The sequence below is a fragment of the Mucilaginibacter puniceus genome, from assembly GCF_054783175.1.
Genome location: NZ_BAAGRB010000001.1, coordinates 281,947 through 300,094, shown reverse-complemented (window position 1 = coordinate 300,094; position 18,148 = coordinate 281,947). Strand labels below are relative to the sequence as shown.

Below are 18,148 nucleotides of genomic sequence, written 5' to 3'. Positions count from 1 at the left end.
GTTTAACGCAACCTGAAATAATACCCGTAAACCACAGGTGTAAATTCGTTATTCAAAAAAACATGGTGAGGACGGTGTCTCCGCAATAACTTACCAACCTCCTTACCCGGATGATGTGCACGTCCGGCACCATGGTTAACAACATATGCAGGAAAAGTATGCAGCTTGCTGGCAGGAACACCGAAGGGCCAGTTCCTGTCCGACCCATGGTGCATCACCTGAAAGCAACCGGTATCTGGCAGGTAATATTGATAGTAGTCCTGAAAAAGCTCTAATTTTTCATTTGTTTCCAGGTCAAGATCACCCGTCATCAGGGAACCCAACTCTTTTCTCGTAAACCCCCGTCCAGGAAAGCGCACATCATGAGTTTGCGTCATGGTATAGCCTTCCGGGCTTAAAGTAGTCTGGTGGTAAACAGCCAATGATGTGCCATTCAGTTTGGCTGCGCCACCGAACACCGAACCATATATCCTGGTGATCTCTTTAAGATGTACTTTATTAAACAGGTCCTTAAATTCTGAAACCCCGGCTTTCGGGTCATTTAACTTACTGTGATAATAAGCGTCGATCTGCTTTTTCAACAGTTCTATTTTCAAACGGGCATCGGTGTCACTGCCGCCTTGCATGGTCCGGCAATAAAAGATGAACTTATACAATGGCGTACGCATTTGGTAAGGGATGGATTTCACACTGACCTTATTCAGGTCCGCTTTTGGCTCATGGCGGTTCAATTCCTGAAATAATAGCTGATTGTCCTGCTCATCCTGCCAATCATCCGCATATCCCCGGTTTTTAGGGAAGTCCGAAGTTGCCCTGAAATTAGCTTCACTATTCGGGCCTGGAGCAACAGGCCTGCCCGGTTCCAGAATTTGCGCTTCCGGCCCGCCACCTACGACAATGATCTCCCCGATATCAAATCCATCTCCTGAAAAATAGGTATAAGGATCTTCCAACATCCTGCGGTAATCATCATCCGTGTTCCCGGATTCCAGGTAGATAATGAGTCTTTCGATAGGTTCATAATAAGGGATCACCAGTCGGTCGCAACGGGTATTTTGCAGTAAATGCGGAATGCCGCTGGTATGATCGGCATGAAAATGAGAGATCATACAAACGTCGATCTTACCGTTTTTCCGTCTTTTGATGGGTGAATTGTCAATGGCTTCCAGCAGGTAGTCCTGATCTGAATTCGTACCGCAATCGTAGACAAAAGTAAATGCGCGGTAAGCACCGATATAGATATTTCCAGTATAAAAACAACCCTGTCCAACCGGATGATATTGATAGATGGTTCTGTACATGTGATCTGGGTCAACTTTAGAAATAGGGTTGATAAACAAATATAGCTCAATTTCTTCAGCAGGTTTCTGAACTTATTATTTGAAACATTAGGGATAAAAGCGCAGGGAATAATTTGCCGGAAAATAAATAAAAAGTAATAGTTTTGGATATTCATGCCGGGAACCTCCGGCAATGTGATAAGGTTTAGGTAAAAAGCTCCTGCTTGCAGGGGCTTTTTTTATCTTAAATAATCTGAAGACAATGAGCAGTGGACATCAAATAGCTTTACCATGAGTATCCAAAACTATGAAGCCAATAAACGGGAACTTGTAGACCAGGCCGGTCTTCCCGATGTAGCGATCTTCGATTACGAGTTCAGCCCTTATGTGGACCTGTTCGATCAATTATTTGAGTTTTGCCGCGATAACTTGCTCATCCATGAGCAGCAATACCAGATCGCTCCCGCGCGTTTCTTTTATGAGAATGAGCGGAACGAGGTTAATGCCTGCGCAATGACGATTCCCGGGTATTCGTTGATCATGATAACTGCCGCCTTGCAGGTACATTTTTACGATCATTTTTACCGGAATAATGACTGTTTTGACCGGGATGAGGTTCTCAGGGAACGATACGGGGCAATTTTTAACGAAGGTGATCCGCCGGGCTATATCATGTACCAGATCAGTACGCAATTTACCTACTATCATGAGTTAGCGCACCTGATACAGCGAAGTGCATTATTGCCCACCCGTCTGAATGAAAAGTATCAGGCCAACGGCGCTCCCTATGAGGAATATCAACATATCCTGGAATTTGATGCTGATTGCCATGCCGCCAATTTAATGACCTTTCATATTTTGCAGTACATCGAAAGGCACCCTGAAATGGGCGGTGATCAGGGCGTTATTCAGCACCTCATCGCATTATACGCGGCAACGATCTTCATTTATTTTACTTTCCTGGATGGAGGTGGTCCGGTATATTACAAAGCGGGTGATCATCCCCACCCGGTTGTCAGGATCATTTACATCACCAACCTGATCGTTGAAGCGGCCAGGATGAACCTTGGTCAAATGGAGCTTGACCAAACCGGAATTGTTCATCATGCGTTTGATATGAGTGAACGCTTTTACGCGGCCAATCAAATGGCCAATCCTATCGAGCGTTTCGATACCATTTTTGAAAATGAATACGATCAGATAGCGGAGTATATTGTCTTTCTCAGCGATGAGGCTACGAAATACCCTGAACTTTGCCGTAATCGGGTTGATGCGAACGGCAATCCTATTTAACTGAATACCTAAGAAAAGTCTATTGCTATGTGGCGACCCGTGATTTCACCATCAAAATGCGATCAAAGCGAAAGCACGGGGCGAAACGGGGCGGGCGCATGCCCGCCCGCCGGGCATTCCGGCAGGTTGGCTATCTATCACGCCACTTTTAAAGGCTGTGTCCTGAAATCTGCGAGGTTGAGAAAGAAACCACGGTTAAATAAAATGCCCTCACGGAATAACTGCCAGAGCAGGGATGCCCCGCAGTTGGCCAAAGCCGAATTGATAAACAAATCCTGTTTGGTAAGGGCTTCGGCCAGTGAACAGCTTGGGGTATTATCCTCCTTTTCCGAACTGTTCAGCAGTTCTTTAAATTCTTCGGTCACTAAGGGCAGGCTTTCAACGGGTCGGTATAATTCAGAGGCGGGTTGTGTGATTTTTTCAAGGGTCGATAAAATCACCTGACCGCTTGAACGGCTGTTGCCAAAATCCAACCAGTACTTGACACGGTTGCGACCGCCATAGTTCTTGGTGAGGTGTTTTAATATCTCGCCTATTTCGTAGCGTGCAGTTACCGTATCTACACAAGAAATAGTGATTACCGCACTTGCCAAGTCCCCGTCTTTTAAGGATTGCTTATCATAACGGGTCGTTTCGGCTTTCCAGTTCGTGCCAAAAAAGCGGTTGATGCGGTTAATGAGGGCAACCGACTTGTATTGCCCTAATTCGGCGGTGGTAAATAATTGCCTGCCCAAATTGGCGGTATCTACCACATCATTATCAAATACCCTGACAAATAGCCCTGCATGTCCTAACGCATTTAAAGCGTGATTCATTCTCGCCAATGCGGTTAACAATTGACTGCCTGTTCCACCAGCGCCAATGAGGTTGATGGTAACTGGATTGTAGGGTTGTAACAGTTCCTTTTGTACAATATGTACGGCAGGTTTAAAGACTTTTTGCTTTTTCATCGGATGATTTGTTTAAGGGTCAAATGACTGGTTAATAATTCCTCTTGGGGAAAAGGTTTGCCCGAACCTGCGAGGTTACGCCATAGTTCGGTGGTGTTGGACTTGGTGCTGTTGTTCCCGCTAATGGAGTGGCTGAATTTGCTGTTAAAGAAATAACGTTCCCATGTAGCCATAAAGTTCTCTAAACAGGTGGTTTTACCGATATTGATTTGCACCGTTCCCATACAAACCTGACCGCTCCCGTATATATTCAGGTATGGGGCATGGCATAGTTTAGTGTTCTCATTGGGTTTTGCTTTGCCTTTCAGGGCAAAAACGTGCAAACTATCCGCATTGGCTTTCCACAGCATGGCAGGTATCTGAAACTTTCCCGATGGAATACGCAGGCCATCGACAAAGAATAGGGTCACTTCCTGTGGCGGAGTGTACCATACGGCAAAGCCGTTAGCCTGCTGATTGACATATAACACCTTATTGGAGAGCAAGCCTTTAGATTTTAAATAGGTGTCCTGTAACTCCTGCGAGGTTTGCAATAAGGCATGTAAAACGCTCATTTCCTTTACGGATAACGGGTGCGCATTGATGGGTTTGCCATTCCTGCCTATGTCATAGCTTTCCACGTAAATCTGCGTTTCAGCTTCGTTTCGCTGAAACTGGTTGATTTCCTGCGCTTGTTCATGCTTATAAATCAGCAGGACTTTGTAAGGTTCAAACCTGCTGTTAAACTGTTGGGTGATGTTCTTCATGGTCGTAACTGTTTAGTAAATCCCGTAATCGTTCAATCAATTCGAACAGGCGGGTCTCAAAATCAAAATCTTTGCGGTCTGTATCGGGCAGGGTATCAAAACAATGCACGATGGTGGGTTCATCCTGAACGGCTATTTCCTGAAAACTGCAATTGATCATGTCCATCAATTCATCCTGAAAACAATCCCTGTCACTCCAATAGAAACTGATGTATTGTTCCACCCTGATGCGTTCTTCCTCGTCAGGATAAACCAAGTCCTCACGGATGCTATCGGTTACCGAGCGTTTCGGGTACTGGCGGTAAAGCTGTAGCATTTCGATGGCTAACAGTTCCCATTCCAGTTCGTGTTTATCACGATGATGGAAATCGGTTATTACCTGTTCCATTTTTTGTAGCCAAACAGGGTTTTTGATGATGGGCATGATATGCCCGCCCGCCCTTTTCATTTCGTAAAGCGTATCTTCCTGATGTTCCCGCCATGCCTTTTCCTCGGCATCATTCCCGATTTCGTGTTCCGCTTCGCTTATCCATTGTTCCAATGTATCGTACTGGCAATCCATGAATGTGCCGTTCTCGGCATAGAATGGAATATCCACCACTTGGTGCAGGTAGGCAAATAAGACGGTGACCAATTCGGTGATGCGTTTTTGTTCAGCGTTTTGCGACCAAAGCCAGTACGCGCGAACGGGGATATAAAACAGGCAATGGCTTAAATCGTAGGTTTTCACCACACCTAATACTGCACTTTTTCCCCTATCCTTAATTATCACACAATGATTATTTCGGTCTATTTTGGCGACTTGTTCAGCCACCTGTTGCCATGTGTGGTAAATATTCTGCGGGAACGGTAAATCTGTTGGTGGTATAGGTAAATGATAGAACCCGCAGAGATTGGCAAGGGAGTGAAAATACTCCCTTGCTATCCTGTCCCTGTTCCCGCTGAACGGCCAAAAGGGCAAAAAGCTATGGTTCAAAAAACCATTTCCGTGATGTCTGCGGGTGCGCTCCTTAACGGGTTGCGCCTGACCTCGTCCGCATCGGGCAGACGGTCTAACCGACCTGTCAGTTCCCTGAACAATTGCTGTAGTTTCCATTGGTCGCCTTTAGTGTTGATTTTAATTATCCTGTTAATTACTCGCTTTTTCATGGCTAACCTTTTGTTCCTATCGTGCTTTCAAAGCGGTACACCGCTTCATCGTTCCTGATTTCAGGGCCAATCACTTTGGCATTGGTCAAGACGGGGTATGTACCTGCAAAGAAATTCTGCACATCGGTTATGGTGAATGTATCGTTCGGGTCTGTTAGCCGGATTTCCTGCCCGTTCTCCTTGTGCAGGAAAATCCTCGGTAAAATCATCGTTTTCATGGCGTTCTCTTAATCGTTAAAACTGGCGGTTAATTTATCATAGGCTTCCTTGCCTGCCTGCAAGGTTTGGCGCTTCGCCTCGATGGCTTCGGCCTTGTCAGGATAATCTGCAGGGTCGGGCAATTGCGCCAACGCTTCGGCATACTTGGTGTTTTGCGCCAGTTCCTTTACTTTATCCATCGCATCATCGTACAGGCGTTTCTTTTCGGCTTTGGCCTGCGCATCATCCACCTGCGGGGTGAACAGGTTTTGCGGTTCTTCATCTGTTTCATCGTCTGTTTCAGATGCTGAATTTTTGGCCGTTTTATCATTGCCGTTTTTCACGTTCTTTTTGGCCTTTTCCAGTTGCTTTTGGTAATCCTCTAAATTGTTGATGATGCCTGCCGTTTGTTTAACGGGCTGTGCGAACTGCTCAAAAAAGCCCTCGTCCAGTTCTTCGGCTGTGCCTTTGAACAGCATCGGGGGCAGGCTGTTCCCTGCGGTTGCCGTGATACTGCCTTTTTTAAGGACTGCGGAAACGGTCAATATCCCTGTTTCGTCCTGATTGATATTGAGCAGGAAATTGCCTGTAAAGCCTAAGCCTGCTATCTGCTGAAAGAATTGCGTTTTCATAGTGTTAAAATTTTAGATGGTTAATGCCTGCGACCGCCAGTAAGAAAAGCCCTGCCAATCCGCAGAGATTTCCGGCAATCAGGATGATTTTTTCAATGGTGGTCACCGTTATAAAATGATGGTAACTGCTGAATTGTTGTAAGCCTGCTACGCCCCTGCGGTTGAACCTGCGCCTGCCAATGGAATAGCGGATGAACAGGCAAAGGGCGATTAACAGCAGAGCGCATGGCACGGTATAATGTTGGGTTTTCATATCAAGTGAATAAAAGTTCTACTGCGGGTTTGAATTTGGGGTCGGTCTGTTTAGCCTGTTGCACGTAGGTGGTCAGGGCGTGTCGGGTAAAAATGGCCAGATAACCGTCGAACAACTGGTCAGCGAACACATTTGGGGAACGGTATAAATCTTTTGGGTACTTAGCCATAATAGCCTGTATGCGCTCTGCCAGTTCAAACCACATTTCGGCGGCCATCATCCCGTTGTCCCATGCCTCACTGATACGCTCTTTATCATTTAAAACGGTTTCGGTGAGTTCGTTCAGGTAACCTAAAAATTCAGGGATTTCCTCTCTTAGCAAACTGTGTAAAAGCCTTGCTTTTGCCACGTTGTTCATCATATTTAAGGGTTGCATGTTGATTAATCTTTAAGGTGAATAAATGCAGGGGATTGCTCCCCTGCGTTAGTATCAATTCAAGTTCAGGGCATCCGTCCCATTTTTGGCGAAGTTCCCGCATAGGTCAAAGGCGACCTGCGCCCTTTGCTTGGCTGTGCCATCCATGATGGATTTAAACTTGGCATCCCCGTCTTTAAAGTTTCTGACGTTCTGATAATAGCCTGTGATGGCATTGTAAGCACCGAACAAAGTGCCTGCGGTGGTTTCCATTTGCTGGGTTTCGTTACCCATTGCATAAGCAAAGGCATTATCTACAATGTTCGTGTAGGTGGTGGACAGCTTATCCAGTAAACCCAATTCCAAGTTTTGTATCACTTCCTTATTTGGAGCCATAGCAACCTGTATCAGTTTTTTCACCTGCTTATCCGTAATGCGAACATTTGTCCAGTAATTAAACAGTTCCTGTAATTCCTCGCCCATTTTATGGGAAATGCCCATTAAGGTATGCGCCTGTTTCAGGCGGTCATTAGCCGAGGCGGTATGCCTAATCTTAATAGCGGTGGTGTGGTTGCGCAGGGCGGCATTCAGCGTATTGTTGCAAACGATACGAATTGGTGTAAATGCTGCGGTTATACTGCCAAACCCATCGTGGGAGGTAGTTAAAAACAGGTATTGTTCTATTAAATCCTGTTTGCCAACCTTAATAAAATCGGGTAATTTGGCGGTGATAAATATCCGCTCTCCTTTACCCAATGCGCCTGCGGTCTCGTATTTGATACCCGTTTCACCCCCTACTATAGCATCAAAGAATTGAAAGGCATCGGCATTTTGTACCACTTCGTAATCTTTACCCACCACACCCAAAACAGAACTGTTGTCGGTGCGAACGGTGGCAAAATAGTTAGGTACATTAATTTTAGGAAAGTCGATACTTTCCCCCATTTCATTTAATTCATTCGGTAATGAATTAGTGAACAACGGCCTTTTTTCTACCGTATAATCTAAACCCGCATAGCGGATGGCCTCGGCACTGGTCGGGTAATCTTCCACGACCTGCCCTAATCCATGCCATGCTTTTTCCTTTACGCTAAAAAAACTGTGTTTTCCTGTCTGCTCGTTATAAAAAAGATTATTTGCCATTTTCTTAATATTTAAAAGTTTATAAATTCCTGTGCTACGGTTTAATTGGCTTTGGCTGATTTGGTCAGCATTTGTATCTGCTCGGTGCGGAATTGCAGGCTTGCCATAGGCTCGCCGTCACGGCTTACCCAAGGTTGAGCGGTCATAAATCCGCTTAATTGCACCAACATGCCTTTGGTCAGGTAGGGCGCTATGGCATCGGTGCGCCAGTAGGTACACTCAATAAAGGCGGTTTCTTCCTTACGTTCGCCCTGTGACTGGTAGGTACGGTTAACCGCAACCCTAAAACCTGTTACTTTTTTGTCCTCGTTTACTGCTCTTACGGTAGCGTCTGCTACCAATCTTCCTGTGATTTCCATGACTACTTTTTTTTATGGTTAATTATTCTGTTTCGCTCAATGACCATTAGTTTTTAAAATTCATTTGGCCTTTGATAGAGGCAGAAAATTTGCGCGGGGGGCTGGCATGCAAGGCTGACATAGAAAAAATACTACCCGGAGCGCAGCGGAGGTGTGGAGATTTTTTCGGTCACGAAGCCTGGCCTTGCTTGCCGAAGAGGTATAAATTTGCCTCAAGCAAAGGCTAAATGAACGCTCCTTGTAGTGTCCGCGATTGCTATCCCTCGAAGAATCTTTAGTGCGCTGCGGGGTGGCCCGTATTTGATGCGGGGAAAAGGCGTCCGCCCAGCCGGCTACTGTTGCCGGCCGAGGCGTCCGTAGGATCATAGACTGCTTTTGCCCGTTCCTGTTGAAATCAAGTCATGTCAATTGCGAAAAGCGGGGACGGTTTTTTTTATAAATCGAAAATGCAAGGGAAAGCCTAATGTAGCCTGATCGGCGGAGTCCTTCATAGAGTGAAGACTTAACCTTGCTTTTTTACGGATCGGGCGCGCAGTTTGCAGCGAAGCGAAAATGGCGAAGCCTCCGGTCAGTGATCGCAGCGGCATCCTTTGAAAAAGATATAGCGTAGAGCAGGGCCCAAAGGGGACCGAAAACAGGAAATAATGTAGGCTTAACTTCTAAGACAAATAAGTATTACGTCGAAATTTAGACTTTGCCGTTGGTATTGAGGTGATTTTTATGATCCCGGTTATTTGGTATCAGATTTAATGACAGAAGGAATAACACTGGACATACTTCTAATGATTAACGGTGCTGAGGCTCCGATGTGAATGGCCAGCAATTTGTTAACATGTACCTGTCCGTCAAAATACGCGTAGCCGATGAGTGCCCCAAATAAAGGATTGATGATATAAGGTAACCAATAAGCGATATCTTTAAAATCGGGTCGCCTGCTTTTTGGTACTTTACTTAATTCTAATAAGTTCAAAAGCTGGATACATGTGCTGCCTAATGCTGCAAGAATGATAGCTTCCATTAATCTATCCGGTTTTTAAATGCGCCAACTATTTTTCTGAAAAACGGCTCGGTCTTGCGGAAACGGTCCCTGGTCGTTACTACGGGCTGCATATGATCATCTGTCGACGATACAAAGTCATCCGAGCTGTTGATGACTTCATAAATCTCCGGATTGCTTAACTTTGATCTTTGGGCAATATCCTCTATTTTATACCATTGGGCGGCTGGTAAACTTTCTATTGCATCAAGTATTCGTTTTTCATTTTTAGGCTCGGTGCTCATGATCTTATAGGATTGGTCTCTCTAAAGTACTATAAAAAAAATTGATTTCATTCATCGCAGTAAAGTATTGATTTCTTCGATCTTTGACCGCTCCCACGTCGCAAAATCATCGGGCGAGGTGAAAAGTTTTGTCCAGGCATCATTCAAAACCCTGGATATGGGCTGGTCATATTTCGCTATCTGGTCCGCATAGGTTCTCAGATCGATTTTTTTGCATCCTTCGAATACGTTTTCAGCGAGTTCATTCAGTAGATCTTGTGGAAATATATCTGCGTAATTGGCAGGGATAGGATTGTTAGTTGCTTTCAAAAATCTATCCCATGAAGCATTGATCTCTATGACTTCGGCCGTATGTCCCATTTTGTTAAGTAGGTAGCAGATCGCCCGCATCCTGGCTTCATCGGAAGGGTGTTTGGCTGAATCGTTATATATACTGGAATGTCCGCTGCTCAGCGTACATATCTTAAGATTTGTCCAGGCGTATGCAGGACCGACAAGATAGGTAGCTATCAAATCGCACGAAAACTCCATTACCCAGACACTGGCCCACCTGACAAGCTTTTCGCGGTAAAACGTTTTTAAGGTTTGTGCGCGCTGTTCACTATCAACCCGGATAATTTCTCTGTTATAAAAAGCCTCAATCGACCTGTTGATCTTTCCGATCAGGAATTTTTCGTACTGGCTAAAAAACAGGTGACCCATTTCGTGGTAAAGGTCAGGTAGATTTAGCAGGTTACGTTGTTCCCCATTAGGCACCGCAATAATATCATAGCCAGGAAAGGCCCAGAAGTAATCATCAGAATTGCTGATGGTCGTTATGATCGGCGGGTTCTGAAAAAAGCAATTGATCTCATCATAGATCTTGGTGATCTTTTTCTTGAAATATACTTCGGCTTCATCATAATTGATGATTACCAAAAATCTGAATAATTCAATATTTAGGATCTTCTCGTGAATGGTGTTATAACGTATGATGTTATTGGAGGCTAAAGATTCGATATCAAGATCGCCTGAGCTGATCAGGTGCTGAATCTCCTGAAAAAGCTCATGTAAAAGATCCTTTGTTTTTTGCAAAAAAGGTTCATCGATTTCGGGTGAAATCGTTGACGCATCCAATTCTTCCATCATTTTTGAAATTTTAGATGCCTGGTCAAAAAACAATCCTTTTAAAAAAGAAATCATCCGCGACCTTTTCTTAGTTTTCTGAACAATGAACTCCGCTCGCTGTCAAGAACAGTCAATAAATCATCAAGGATAATCAGATCTTTGCTTTGTATGGGCTTATCATTGGATACCTGATTTATCAGGTTTGGCAAAGCGCTGTTGAGGTCATGATATTTTGATAACCGGTCTTTATAGTCAAGAATGATCAATGAAGGAATAAAGTCAGACTTTAATTCGTTCTCGTCCATTATCTTTTTGATATTATCTAAAAATGCGGTCAGCGTTTTCTTAGCTTCTGCGTGTTCTTCAGCTGACACGGCCAATTTGGGATATTTCCTACGGTTACTTTCATCCGCGAGCAGGTGTTCTTTTTTAAAAGTTATGACCGAATTATTCACCTTGTCCGAAGTTGCGACCAGTTGGTTGTACTGGTTCGACAAAATACTTACATCACTCATGATAGTTGAATTTTAATTGATGTCCATTAATTCTTCTTCGTCTTCCTCGTCTTCTTCATTGACCTCTCTGGTTGCGGTAAGCGGTTCGAGCAAGGTATCAATCAGCTTAATAATGACCGGCAGAAAATTACTCTTATCCGGTGCTGAGAACGCTAACATGATCTGACAAAAAATATCTTCCATTACCTTCATAAAATCAAGGTCACCTTCTTTCATGGATAAATTCAAAGGTCTTGAAGTGCCTTTGATCTGAAAAGGGTAGCCGGTACTAAAAATAAATCCTTCAGTTGGTGACATTAGTTTATAGGAGCCGGCAACCGGGTTTTCAAGCCGGTCATAGCTATTCGTTTTTGCGGCGATCCTGATCGGTACCGAGCTTTGCTTATGCAGGTCGACCACACCATATTTTACAGTATCTTTTTGAAGTATCCCTTCAGAGACCAGCGTATTAACCGCTGATTGCAGCGCTTTGAATTCTACGCCGAAACTTCTACCATCGCGTATGATAACAATTCCATTGGGGTTGGGTGCGAAAAGCGGGATGTATAATTTTAGCTTTTCATAAATCACCTTATTCAGGGTTTTCGCACGTACTTTTTCCACACGCTGAGAATTGGTCTTCTGTGGAACTTCTTCAGGATGAAAGATGATTTGCTCCCCATTTTTAAAGAAAAATGTAAAACCTGCATGACGGTCATGTACATCTATACCGATGTAGATATCGTAAAATAAGTTTTTTGCAAGCGCATAAGGCCACTTTCTGTTTACGATCAGGTGTTCCAGGACCAGATAAAATAAATAAGAACTGAAACGCCCTTTCAGCGCTTCCACCACTCTATACTCTACCAAACTGTTTTTACCCGAGGAGGAGAATGGTTTAAAAAAAGAACTGATATTATGGGCAGAAGCACATTGTACCTTTAAATTGGGATAGAATTTACTTTTCAGCAGTTCATGAAACGTCTTTAAAAACGATTGGGAAAAAGCATCCATGTCCGGTAATATGACCAGTGCGAAACCTTGAGTTGCCTGATGACGCTGGAGCGCTTTCTCTATTTCCTGAATCTGAACCGTTGCAGAAGTGCAACTTTTAACCGGGTATCGGATTATCGTAAATTTATCAAATGCGGGAGCTAGTTTTTTGATTAAAAACTCTGCGTTATTTTTAAAAGCTTCGACCAAATTGATATCAATATATTTTTCATCCGGGACCAAAAGGTACTGGGCGTCAAAAGATGTACGGTTGATAACTCCGTTGTTTTTGATCAGTTGCTTCCTTTGATAAGCAAAATCCCGCATACCAGAATTGAACCCGGTGATCTTCAACCTTTGATTATTATGAAATAATAATTCAGGTATCCAAAAGTTTTTGATCTTCTCAACCAGTGGTTCATTGCTGATCACTAATTTTCCGGAATTGAACTTTAAATTTTTGAAATAAGAGCTGATGTAATTGTTAATCGCCTCGAATCTTCTCGAAGGGTCTTTGATCGATAAATAATGCAAAGACTTAACTCTTTCATCTTTGGTGCTGTAAAGCATCCTTGCCAGTGATGTTGCTCCACTGTGAGGGTCCATTGTTCTTCCTGGATAGGTATATGACATCGAAAGATCATCAGGTTTCACATACCTTTTTAAGTCGGCTCTGCTATTTTCTATTTTCTCGGTGATATAATTTAATACGTTGAAAGTTGACCCATCGCGTATAAAATCCTGTTCTTTAATGGTTTTGCCAAAGCCAAGCAGTTCGATCGTATACCAATTGTCGCCGTTCAGATATAAGAATCGCTTACCTTTGTAATTATTTTCAAAAGTCCTTACGTTCCCCTCATTGATATAATGCGAAAGACAATGCTTGTCAATGTATTTAGTAGAAAGGTCCAAAGCCACATAAAAGTGCCCGTCAGCCAATCGTGCTAATTTATAAGTGAAGCCCTCAAAAACATTTATAGCTCCCTGAATACCTTTAATAGGTTCCTTTAAAAAAAACTGATGGGTATTTAATTTCCAAAGATCACGATGCTGCCCTAGCTGCCGCCTGATCTCATAATCAAGAAATTTATAAACAACGTCCAGCTGATGACCCTGAATATTTGTGGAGTCGATCTGATAAATTTCTGGAAGCAATTTTATTGGAATACTAAAAGGAACGCCATCTACATTCCGGTCTTCCATTTGCTTATCAGCGGGGACTGCGACAAAAAACTTTTGATTCCTTTTCAATATAGCCGTAGGTCCTTTGGTTACAGAAGATACCTCTTCGGCTATCTTTTGTAATTGCTTATTAACCAATTCGTCTTTTCCTGCAATAAATGACAGGTCAAACTCTATTAATTTGTAAGAAAAGTCCAGATCAGACAAGTTGTCTACTCGGTACAGATTTAAGATATGATCCTTCATCGTATGTATTATTATTTTTAATTAAATACCCGCACAACAATCTGAAATTGCAGTTCTTGCAGGAAACCTGGTTATTTGTCAGTTCAAAATCCTCTAATTCGATATCGTCACCGGTCATCAGCGCGATGTCTCTGCTCGTGAGTGTAATATAATCTATGATCGTATTGTATATCTCTTCGGTAAAATCATGTTGTTTCGACGACCCCTTTAAAAGGTTGACTTCAAAGAGTTTAATGTCTTCAAATAAATATGCGGGTTTACCTGGCGTATCAAGTCGTTTTTTATAGATCGTTAAACCACTGATCTGTAACTGTCTCGCGTAGTCCGAAACCATGCTATCAGACAATTTCCAGTCGATGATCATTGGCTTCCAGTCATAGGAAGCCAATAAATCCATTTGTGGTTTAACGATGGCATTGCCAACATAGACCAACCTGTCTTCTACATTCGGTTTGATCCAGTTGGCCTCTTTTAAAATATCGATCAGATAGCGCCCGTCCATCAAGATGATCTCCGGAATATTTATGACCGCTTTTCGGATATCATCATAACATTCTGCAACCTCCTGCTCGGTGAATGGCTGGCCGGTCTCATGAATGTCAAGGATACAATATTCACTTTCCATATTACCCTTTTTTATTTCAGGGTTCTGATAAAGTTTATTCTCAGAAAAGCGGAATTGCTTTTGTGCAAATTCGACCGCTTGTTCTGACAGGTTTTGAAAATTGAGCTCCTGCTTTTCCGCTATCTTTGGTATAATGATCAATTCTAAAAACTTATCGACCACGCTGCCTTTCCACATCGTCAGGTTCTGCATAGTGCCAAGTTCATAAGCCTTTCGTCTGATCAAATGTTTTCGGTTATGATTAGCTAAAATGGAAGCGAAGTAATATTTCCGGTTACATTCCCTCCAGGTATTTACAGTGGTATAAGCCCATTTCACACTCATTTCTTACTCACTTAAAAGTTGACGTAGGCGGTTAAGATATTTTTCCATGGCAAGTTTATTTTCAAATAATTCTTTGCCATCCGTTTTAGGGGCAATATCAGAAATCATATCCTTTGAAATATAAACGCTCTTGCGAAACGAAGGATTGAACGCAGAAAAGTTGCTTTTTTCTAAATTCTGCTGTTGCAGGATATCATAGGTTTTATGAATCGCACGTTCAGCCTTCTCAAAGGAGATTTTTAGCACTTTCAATAGGTCCTTCAGTATCACGACCGGAATATTATTTGCATAAATTTTATCTTCTGTAATTTCTTTTACCATGTCCACCGGCAAATTCGAGGTTTCCGCGAGTGATTCTTCCGATATCGCAGCCTGTTGCATTTTGTCCTGTATCAATTGCCCTAAAGACATGTTGACCAACACACCGCGTAATCTCTCCATAAGACTTTTTTCATGGTCAAGGCTAAGCGTTTCACTAGGTTGTAGTAAAAGGATATGGCTGATTTCCCGTTCAGCAATAGGATCACTAGCCTCTTTTGCGCTTTCCAGATAATATATCCGTAAGGCTTCATCCGTAATATCAATGCGGTTGTTCATGGCTTTATAGTTGTTTTGCAATTAGTTTATCGATCAATTTTTTCTTAGCCCGGTGATGGGTCACTTTTAACTGTTTGTTTTCAATTCCGAGGAAATCTGATATTTCTTCATAAGTGTAATTTTGGGCCCGTAAAAGCAAAATATCCTTATCTACCGGATCCAGCTGGTCCAATGCTTCATTTAAGTGGAGCAATTCCGGGCTGTCGATATATTCGGACCGGTAATAGTCCGCGAAAGAAACCTGATTAATATGTTGAATGATCTCCTTGGTGTTTTCTTCACTGTTGGTCAGATCGACATACTCTATTTCATGCTCGCTTTGACTGCGGTTCTTCCTAAAGTATTGCCGCAAAAAATTAGTCAGCACTTTGTACAGAAAGTTATCAAAATGCTGTTTTGATTCAAACTCATAATGAGACAGCTTGAGGATCAATGTTTCCAGCGTTTTGTAGATAACCTCCCAGGAATCATCTTCTGATAAATGCCAGTTGCGAGCACAATAGGTATAAAACTTTTTACCGTAGGTGTCATACAATTCTTCAAGGCCTTTGGGGTCTTGATTAATGATCAGCTGCATTATGTCTTTGTAATCTATCATAGCTCTTACTTATATATATGCAATCAGGTTACCGAACGTGTAACTGATAAAATAAAGATACGATCTTCGCTTAGTTAATCAGATTGTCGGCCGTTTGGAATGTAGATAAGAATAAGCCTTATATTTAGAACTGTTATGGAGGAAACCGAAAATAAAGAATTAAAGCTCGTAGAAAAATATATAAACCAGACGAACCGGAATATTTTTTTGACGGGGAAAGCAGGAACCGGCAAGACTACCTTTTTACGACAATTAAAAACAAGCACCCAAAAAAGTTTCGTTATCGCGGCACCGACAGGTATTGCTGCGCTGAATGCAGGTGGCGTTACCTTACATTCTCTTTTTAACCTTCCAAACGCCCTTTTCCTGCCAGAGTCAGCGACTAAACAGCCGCTGGTGAATATCATTACCCAGCAGCATGTTTTGAAAGGTGCATCGTACTCAACCGCAAAATTGGAGTTACTGAAAAATCTCGAGTTGCTGGTCATTGATGAAGTGTCGATGTTGCGGGCAGACCTACTTGATATGATCGATCTTTTGTTAAGACAATTACGAAGTGAGCTAACAACTCCCTTCGGAGGCTTACAGGTATTGTTCATTGGTGACCTGTTTCAACTTTCCCCGGTATTGGGCAGTAAAGAGGAGGCTGCATTTTCGGCCTTTTATCCGTCCCCTTATTTCTTCGATTCAAATGCGGTAAGGCAGTCCGATGTGGTCTATATAGAACTGCATAAAGTATACAGGCAAAGCGACCTGCATTTTATCGAACTGCTCAATAAAATAAGGCACAATGAAATTGAACAAAAGGATCTCGATGAGCTAAACAGGAAAATTTTCCTTTCTTCCGAAAATTCAAAAAAGCAATTCATAACACTGACATCACACATCAGCAAGGTTGACGAAATCAACGCCCGGAAGCTGTTGGAATTGGGGGGAGAGGCCTATAGCTTTCCGGCGCAGGTGACCGGTAAGTTTGACCATAAAAACTTTCCGGGAGAGGCGGTTCTGCATATAAAGCCCGGCGCACAGGTCATGGTAACCAAAAATGACCCGAGCGAAAAGAAACGATATTATAACGGCAAGATAGGTCAGGTTCACAAGATCTCTGAAGAGGGAATTTCTTTAATTTTCTCCGATAGCATTGAGCCGGTAATGATCCAGAAAGAAACCTGGAAGAACATCGCTTATGGTTTTGAAAATGAAAAGGCGACGACCACCATGGTCGGTGAATTAAAACAATTCCCAATACGCCTGGCCTGGGCGGTAACCATTCATAAAAGCCAGGGCTTATCTTTTGACCAGGCAGTTATCGATGCTGCAGATTCATTTTCAGAAGGACAGGTCTATGTTGCACTGAGCCGGCTGACAAATTTTGAAGGATTATATTTAGCTTCTCCTTTATCAAAGGATATTCTAAAGCAAAACGAAACGGTCGTCAATTATATCAAGGAATGCGAAAAGAGCTCCTTTCCAGAATCGTTACTTCAGCAAGAGACCAGCCGTTATATTTTTGAACTGTTGATGAATTGTTTTAACTGGAATTTTATTAGCGATCACATTCGACTCATTATTCGGCAAGTCGATAGCTGGCGCATTGCTAATAAATTTGAAAAACTGGTAAAAACGGAAGAAATTGATCAGCTAGTTGCACAACAACAGGAAATTTCTTTAAAGCTTATACGCCAACTTAGCGACCTGACCGCTGTTGCAATAGTTGACTATTCATTTTTATTTCAGCGAGTTAAAGCGGCACGCGATTATTTTACCGGGGTGCTTGACAACAAATTAAGCCCACTGGTAAGTGCAGTTCTTTCAAGTGCCGCGTCGGATAAAGATCAAAAAGAGTTTCTTCAATCATTGACTAAAATGGACGATCTGATTTATCGTAAAAAAGTAGATTTATCCGCAGCGGAAGAACTTGCCAAAGGACTATTGAACGGAATTGACGTTGAAAATCTTTTGTTGAACTATGAAAACGCTAAAAGACCAGCGCCCGGTCCGCCGCAAGCAATCAAAGCTCCAGTTAAGCATAAGCTAAATTCCAAACAAGCGACTCAGTTAAAATCGCTGGAGTACTTTCGGAACCAGTTGACGATACCGGAAATAGCAGCCAAGCGGCAATTAGCCATACACGTGATCGAAAGCCACATTACCGAATTGATCAAAGCCGGAGCGATAAAATTGCAGGAAGTATTACCCGAAGAAAAAATATCTTTTCTCCTGCCGCTGATTGCAAATGGCAATGTTGATATCAACGAATTGAGGGTCACAGTTGGAAATGCCTATAGCTTTTTTGAATTGCGAGCTGCCATAAATCATGTAATACGCAATTCTTAGTCCTGT

General features: G+C 42.7%; 22 protein-coding genes. 2 read left to right on the top strand and 20 right to left on the bottom strand.

What is annotated here, in order from left to right; all coding sequences use genetic code 11:
• Window positions 1-2 precede the first annotated feature (2 nt).
• Both ACYVJ6_RS01410 and ACYVJ6_RS01405 read right to left on the bottom strand, forming a co-directional pair.
• A complete protein-coding gene (locus ACYVJ6_RS01410; protein WP_460693290.1) occupies window positions 3-1,169 on the bottom strand; it encodes a ComEC/Rec2 family competence protein in 1,167 nt (388 codons plus the stop codon).
• Window positions 1,106-1,456 carry a hypothetical protein gene (locus ACYVJ6_RS01405; RefSeq protein ID WP_460693305.1) on the bottom strand — a complete coding sequence of 117 codons (351 nt, stop codon included), beginning with the start codon at window positions 1,454-1,456 and terminating at the stop codon, window positions 1,106-1,108. The genes ACYVJ6_RS01410 and ACYVJ6_RS01405 overlap by 64 nt, the downstream gene beginning before the upstream one ends.
• 211 nt (window positions 1,457-1,667) lie before the next feature.
• Here ACYVJ6_RS01405 and ACYVJ6_RS01400 point away from each other — a divergent pair, with 211 nt between their 5' ends.
• A complete protein-coding gene (locus ACYVJ6_RS01400; protein ID WP_460692241.1) occupies window positions 1,668-2,573 on the top strand; it encodes a hypothetical protein in 906 nt (301 codons plus the stop codon).
• A 137-nt stretch (window positions 2,574-2,710) separates the two neighbouring features.
• On the opposite strand, the gene ACYVJ6_RS01395 is transcribed toward ACYVJ6_RS01400, so the two are convergent.
• From ACYVJ6_RS01395 to ACYVJ6_RS01310, 18 genes are all read right to left on the bottom strand, one after another.
• Window positions 2,711-3,523: a PRTRC system ThiF family protein gene (locus tag ACYVJ6_RS01395; protein ID WP_460692240.1), complete on the bottom strand. Its 813-nt coding sequence runs from the start codon at window positions 3,521-3,523 to the stop codon at window positions 2,711-2,713.
• A complete protein-coding gene (locus ACYVJ6_RS01390) occupies window positions 3,520-4,269 on the bottom strand; it encodes a PRTRC system protein B (protein WP_460692239.1) in 750 nt (249 codons plus the stop codon). Before ACYVJ6_RS01390 ends, ACYVJ6_RS01395 begins: the two co-directional genes overlap by 4 nt.
• Window positions 4,244-5,083, bottom strand: a complete 840-nt coding sequence (locus ACYVJ6_RS01385) for a hypothetical protein (RefSeq protein WP_460692238.1) — start codon at window positions 5,081-5,083, stop codon at window positions 4,244-4,246. The genes ACYVJ6_RS01390 and ACYVJ6_RS01385 overlap by 26 nt, the downstream gene beginning before the upstream one ends.
• Before the next feature lie 158 nt (window positions 5,084-5,241).
• Window positions 5,242-5,418, bottom strand: coding sequence for a hypothetical protein (locus tag ACYVJ6_RS01380; protein ID WP_460692237.1), 177 nt, complete (start codon window positions 5,416-5,418; stop codon window positions 5,242-5,244).
• 2 nt (window positions 5,419-5,420) lie between these two features.
• Window positions 5,421-5,636 (bottom strand): PRTRC system protein C, encoded by a 216-nt coding sequence (locus tag ACYVJ6_RS01375; protein WP_460692236.1) that lies wholly within the window; start codon window positions 5,634-5,636, stop codon window positions 5,421-5,423.
• Window positions 5,637-5,645: 9 nt separating this feature from the next.
• A complete protein-coding gene (locus tag ACYVJ6_RS01370) occupies window positions 5,646-6,248 on the bottom strand; it encodes a PRTRC system protein E (RefSeq protein ID WP_460692235.1) in 603 nt (200 codons plus the stop codon).
• A gap of 4 nt (window positions 6,249-6,252) precedes the next feature.
• The gene (locus tag ACYVJ6_RS01365; protein ID WP_166583867.1) at window positions 6,253-6,501 is read right to left on the bottom strand and encodes a hypothetical protein; all 249 of its coding nucleotides are present in this window, start codon (window positions 6,499-6,501) and stop codon (window positions 6,253-6,255) included.
• A 1-nt stretch (window position 6,502) separates the two neighbouring features.
• On the bottom strand, window positions 6,503-6,877 hold the full coding sequence (locus ACYVJ6_RS01360; RefSeq protein ID WP_166583866.1) for a hypothetical protein: 375 nt from the start codon (window positions 6,875-6,877) through the stop codon (window positions 6,503-6,505).
• 54 nt (window positions 6,878-6,931) lie between these two features.
• The gene (locus ACYVJ6_RS01355) at window positions 6,932-7,999 is read right to left on the bottom strand and encodes a DUF932 domain-containing protein (RefSeq protein WP_460692234.1); all 1,068 of its coding nucleotides are present in this window, start codon (window positions 7,997-7,999) and stop codon (window positions 6,932-6,934) included.
• A 41-nt stretch (window positions 8,000-8,040) separates the two neighbouring features.
• On the bottom strand, window positions 8,041-8,358 hold the full coding sequence (locus tag ACYVJ6_RS01350; protein WP_166584066.1) for a single-stranded DNA-binding protein: 318 nt from the start codon (window positions 8,356-8,358) through the stop codon (window positions 8,041-8,043).
• Window positions 8,359-9,088: 730 nt separating this feature from the next.
• On the bottom strand, window positions 9,089-9,376 hold the full coding sequence (locus ACYVJ6_RS01345) for a hypothetical protein (RefSeq protein ID WP_166584067.1): 288 nt from the start codon (window positions 9,374-9,376) through the stop codon (window positions 9,089-9,091).
• Window positions 9,376-9,639 carry a hypothetical protein gene (locus ACYVJ6_RS01340; RefSeq protein WP_166584068.1) on the bottom strand — a complete coding sequence of 88 codons (264 nt, stop codon included), beginning with the start codon at window positions 9,637-9,639 and terminating at the stop codon, window positions 9,376-9,378. The genes ACYVJ6_RS01345 and ACYVJ6_RS01340 overlap by 1 nt, the downstream gene beginning before the upstream one ends.
• Window positions 9,640-9,690: 51 nt before the next feature.
• On the bottom strand, window positions 9,691-10,821 hold the full coding sequence (locus ACYVJ6_RS01335) for a hypothetical protein (RefSeq protein WP_166584069.1): 1,131 nt from the start codon (window positions 10,819-10,821) through the stop codon (window positions 9,691-9,693).
• A complete protein-coding gene (locus ACYVJ6_RS01330; RefSeq protein WP_460692233.1) occupies window positions 10,818-11,120 on the bottom strand; it encodes a hypothetical protein in 303 nt (100 codons plus the stop codon). The genes ACYVJ6_RS01335 and ACYVJ6_RS01330 overlap by 4 nt, the downstream gene beginning before the upstream one ends.
• Before the next feature lie 153 nt (window positions 11,121-11,273).
• The gene (locus ACYVJ6_RS01325; protein WP_460692232.1) at window positions 11,274-13,661 is read right to left on the bottom strand and encodes an argonaute/piwi family protein; all 2,388 of its coding nucleotides are present in this window, start codon (window positions 13,659-13,661) and stop codon (window positions 11,274-11,276) included.
• Window positions 13,615-14,511 (bottom strand): hypothetical protein, encoded by an 897-nt coding sequence (locus ACYVJ6_RS01320; RefSeq protein WP_460692231.1) that lies wholly within the window; start codon window positions 14,509-14,511, stop codon window positions 13,615-13,617. Before ACYVJ6_RS01320 ends, ACYVJ6_RS01325 begins: the two co-directional genes overlap by 47 nt.
• A 102-nt stretch (window positions 14,512-14,613) precedes the next feature.
• Window positions 14,614-15,207, bottom strand: a complete 594-nt coding sequence (locus ACYVJ6_RS01315) for a hypothetical protein (RefSeq protein WP_166584073.1) — start codon at window positions 15,205-15,207, stop codon at window positions 14,614-14,616.
• A gap of 4 nt (window positions 15,208-15,211) precedes the next feature.
• A complete protein-coding gene (locus tag ACYVJ6_RS01310; RefSeq protein WP_460692230.1) occupies window positions 15,212-15,784 on the bottom strand; it encodes an RNA polymerase sigma factor in 573 nt (190 codons plus the stop codon).
• A gap of 156 nt (window positions 15,785-15,940) precedes the next feature.
• Between ACYVJ6_RS01310 and ACYVJ6_RS01305 the strand changes: the two genes are divergently transcribed.
• Window positions 15,941-18,142 (top strand): helix-turn-helix domain-containing protein, encoded by a 2,202-nt coding sequence (locus tag ACYVJ6_RS01305; RefSeq protein ID WP_460692229.1) that lies wholly within the window; start codon window positions 15,941-15,943, stop codon window positions 18,140-18,142.
• Window positions 18,143-18,148: the final 6 nt, after the last annotated feature.